Origin of the sequence: Lysinibacillus telephonicus (genome assembly GCF_003966145.1) — a bacterium.
GTDB classification, from domain to species: Bacteria; Bacillota; Bacilli; order Bacillales_A; family Planococcaceae; genus Ureibacillus; species Ureibacillus telephonicus.
Genome location: NZ_RXNR01000126.1, coordinates 1 through 3,709, shown reverse-complemented (window position 1 = coordinate 3,709; position 3,709 = coordinate 1). Strand labels below are relative to the sequence as shown.

The 3,709-nt window shown below is 35.7% G+C and carries 3 protein-coding genes; 1 reads left to right on the top strand and 2 read right to left on the bottom strand.

Annotation, left to right across the window (positions count from 1 at the left end; genetic code table 11):
- Positions 1–292: 292 nt before the first annotated feature.
- Positions 293–1,960: a ribonuclease J1 gene (gene rnjA, locus EKG35_RS20325; protein WP_126296371.1), complete on the bottom strand. Its 1,668-nt coding sequence runs from the start codon at positions 1,958–1,960 to the stop codon at positions 293–295.
- 5 nt (positions 1,961–1,965) lie between these two features.
- Entirely contained in the window at positions 1,966–2,175 is a 210-nt protein-coding gene (locus EKG35_RS20320) for a DNA-dependent RNA polymerase subunit epsilon (protein ID WP_126296370.1), read from the bottom strand.
- Between the two features lie 525 nt (positions 2,176–2,700).
- Here EKG35_RS20320 and EKG35_RS20315 point away from each other — a divergent pair.
- Entirely contained in the window at positions 2,701–3,471 is a 771-nt protein-coding gene (locus EKG35_RS20315) for a Cof-type HAD-IIB family hydrolase (RefSeq protein ID WP_126296369.1), read from the top strand.
- The last annotated feature ends 238 nt before the right edge of the window (positions 3,472–3,709 follow it).

The following is a 3,709-nucleotide window of genomic DNA, read 5'->3' as shown; positions in this document are numbered from 1 at the left end:
AGTTGAATAATTTTTAACATAAATTCTTTTGGATACTTATAAAAGGTCATAAAAAAAGCCCCCTATTAGGTAGATGAATTTTTATTTTTTCATCTGTCTACCTAATAGGGAGCATATCATTCACTAAATGGACAACCCTTATTTTTTATACATTAATATTTTTCGGAATGTTTCGAAAAGTGTCTAGCCCCACTACTCTAATCGCTTAGTAGCATATAACAGAGCTAGCACCTTTTTGTAAAAGGTTTCATGTCTGTATGTGATATAGCAATGTAGTTGAGTGCTTGCCTTTTTATACTTCCATAATAATAGGTAGAATCATTGGGCGACGTTTAGTTTTCTCAAAAAGATATGGTCCTAATACGTCTGTAATTTCATTTTTCAACTCTGTCCACTGAGTAGATTTCGCTTTAATCATTTCATTTAAATGATTATTTAACATTTTTTGTGCTTCACTAATCATTGTACCTGATTCACGCATATAGACGAAGCCGCGGGAAATAATATCTGGACCTGCAACAATTTTTTGCTTTTTCATATCAACACTTACTACTACGATAACTAATCCTTCTTCTGACAGAATTCGTCGATCACGTAGCACGATATTGCCAATATCTCCAATTCCACTTCCGTCAATATAGACATCCCCAGATGGAATGCGACCTGCTACAGCAGCTTTATTTGAACTTAGCGCTAATACATCGCCATTTTCCATGACAAAAGTATTTTCAAGAGGTACATCACAGTCTACAGCTAAACTTGTATGCATTTTTAACATCCGGTATTCACCATGAATCGGCATGAAAAATTTCGGTTTTATTAACCGCAGCATCAATTTTTGTTCTTCTTGAGAGCCGTGGCCGGATGTATGGATGTTATTTAATGAACCGTGAATGACTTCTGCACCTGCGCGGAACAATAAGTTAATAATTTTATTGACACTCATAGTGTTTCCTGGGATTGGTGATGATGAAAATACGACCGTATCACCAGGTTGAATTTGAATTTGTCGATGTGTACCGTTTGCAATTCTGGATAGTGCTGCCATTGGTTCACCTTGGGAGCCTGTACATAAAATTATTACTTCATTTGCAGGCAGTCGATTAATAGTTTGTGCATCGACAAATGTTTCCTTTGGTGCTGTTATATAACCAAGTTCACGACCAATTGAAATTGCATTATCCATTGAACGACCAAAAACGGCAATTTTACGTCCATATTGTGCAGCTGCATCGGTTACTTGCTGTAAGCGATGAATGTTCGACGCAAACGTTGCAAATATAATACGTCCTTCAACTTTACGCAAAATGTCATGAATGCTTTCGCCAACTTTACGTTCTGACATTGTGAAGTTTGGTACTTCAGCATTTGTACTATCAGATAATAGGCATAGTACGCCGTCACGCCCAATTTCAGCCATTTTAGTCAAATTCGCTGGTTCACCAACAGGTGTGAAGTCAAATTTGAAGTCTCCTGTATGAACGATATTACCAGGAGGCGTTTTTACAACAATACCAAAAGCATCAGGAATACTGTGAGTGGTACGGAAGAAACTAACAGATGTTTTTCTAAATTTAATGATGTCATCTTCTTTAATTTCAATAAGTTTTGTTGTACGGAGTAAGCCATGCTCATCTAATTTATTTCGTAATAGCCCAAGAGCGAGTTTGCCTCCATAAACAGGGATATTAACTTGACGTAATAAGTACGGAATGCCACCGATATGATCTTCGTGACCATGTGTTATAAATAATCCCTTAATTTTATCAGCGTTGCGTACTAAGTACGTATAGTCAGGAATGACATAGTCAATCCCCAGTAAATCGTCTTCTGGGAATTTTATTCCAGCATCAATTACTATAATTTCATCCTGGAATTGTACTGCATATGTGTTTTTGCCGATTTCGCCCAGTCCGCCAAGAGCGAAAACGGCAGCTTGATCATTTTTTACAAATTTCATAAATGTTAAGCATTCTCCAAACGGAAGTCCGGGCTGTTTTGTTCATACTCTAAATAATTGCCCTCAAGTAGTTGGATATACTCAATGTTATAATTGCGGTCTTTTAAGTATTCGCGGACTTCTCTCTCCGAAGATGCTTCTAAATAAAGACTTTTTGTATTTTCGCGAACTGGTACTTCATTTGCATTTTCTTGATAATAAACTTTGTAAATCATAATTTCTCTCCTTTTATTACGTACATTATTGTGCAATCATTCATCTTCACAATATTATCGATCATACCTTGGCGAAATGCCGTACAGATTATGAATTTCTGGCTTGTATTAATAAAGCAGACGTTAATCAAATAGTTGTATTCAAAATCTGTGACATCATCCTAAAGGTTTTATCTTCTTTCAGCGAACATTAGTTGAATTGCTGAAACTACACCTTCAATCATTTTACCATCATTTGGAGCAAGAGTCTTGTGCAGAATGAAGATAAGACGAATCAATTAATTATTAAATGATGCATTTCCTTTATATTATCATGCGACTACTTTAAAATAAAGAAAAGCCCTTCAAAATTGAAGGGCTTAAGCGATAGATTTTTTACCGAGGATGCCATTTAATCGTTTCAAAATTTTCTTTTTGAGTCGTTTTAACATGGCACATCACTCCTTAAATTAATTATACTGAAATTCTGTATATATGTAAAGTATTTTTCATTTACATATAAATATGCATGGAAAGGATTTTAAAATGAAGGATATTTTATTTTTTGATGTGGATGGTACACTCTATAATCGTGAAAAAGTAATACCTCAATCTGCAAAGGATGCAATTAAACAAGCGCGACAAAACGGCTATGAAATTGCTATAGCAACAGGTCGAGCACCTTTTATGATTCAAACAGTATTAGATGAATTAGAAATCGATACATATGTAACATTTAACGGACAGTATGTAGTGTATAAAGGCGAAGTAATTTTTACTGACAGTATCCCCAAAAATTACCTTTCCGAAATCATTCAATTTGGCAATGAAAGAAATCATCCGGTTGTATTCATTGATGATAAGAAAATGATTGCATCAATTGAAGGAGACGATTTTATACGTGAGAGCATAAATACATTAAAATATCCATATCCAGAGGCTAACCCTTTATTTTATGAAGATAATGAAGTGTATCAAACGTTAATATTTATGGAAGAAGAAGACGAACAGCTATATAAAGAAGCGTTTCCTGAAGCAAAATTTGTACGATGGCATCGATATTCCTGTGATATTCTTCCAAAAGATGGATCTAAAGCGCGTGGTATAAAAAAATTGCTTGATAAAATGGGGATTCCAATTGAGAATTCAATAGCGTTTGGTGATGGTTTGAATGATATTGAAATGCTGCAAGCGGTGGGAACAGGTGTGGCAATGGGTAATGGCCATGAAACAGTAAAAAAAGTTGCAGATGTTGTAGCAGATCATGTCGATCACGATGGTCTTGCTAAAGTTATGAAAGAGCTGAAAATTATATAATTGAAAAGTTTTTTATAAATTTACCATTCCTGTAATTTTATACATCAGTCTATAATTAATCTATTTTGTTAATAATGAAGGGGACGTCCGAAAGAAGTTTTGGACGTCCCCTTTTCGACGTGCGCCCGGCATGCGTATGAACTATAGGGTGCAAGTCCCGAACCCCGAAGACAGAAGTAGAGGTTAGCTAAGAGCAAGGGTGTCCGTGGCGACGCGGAATCTGAAGGAAGCTGGAGGC

Excerpts from the sequence above, each read along its gene's own strand:
- EKG35_RS20315 (WP_126296369.1), top strand. The coding sequence starts at position 2,701 with ATGAAGGATATTTTATTTTTTGATGTGGATGGTACACTCTATAATCGT.
- EKG35_RS20320 (WP_126296370.1), bottom strand. The coding sequence starts at position 2,175 with ATGATTTACAAAGTTTATTATCAAGAAAATGCAAATGAAGTACCAGTT.
- rnjA (WP_126296371.1), bottom strand. The coding sequence starts at position 1,960 with ATGAAATTTGTAAAAAATGATCAAGCTGCCGTTTTCGCTCTTGGCGGA.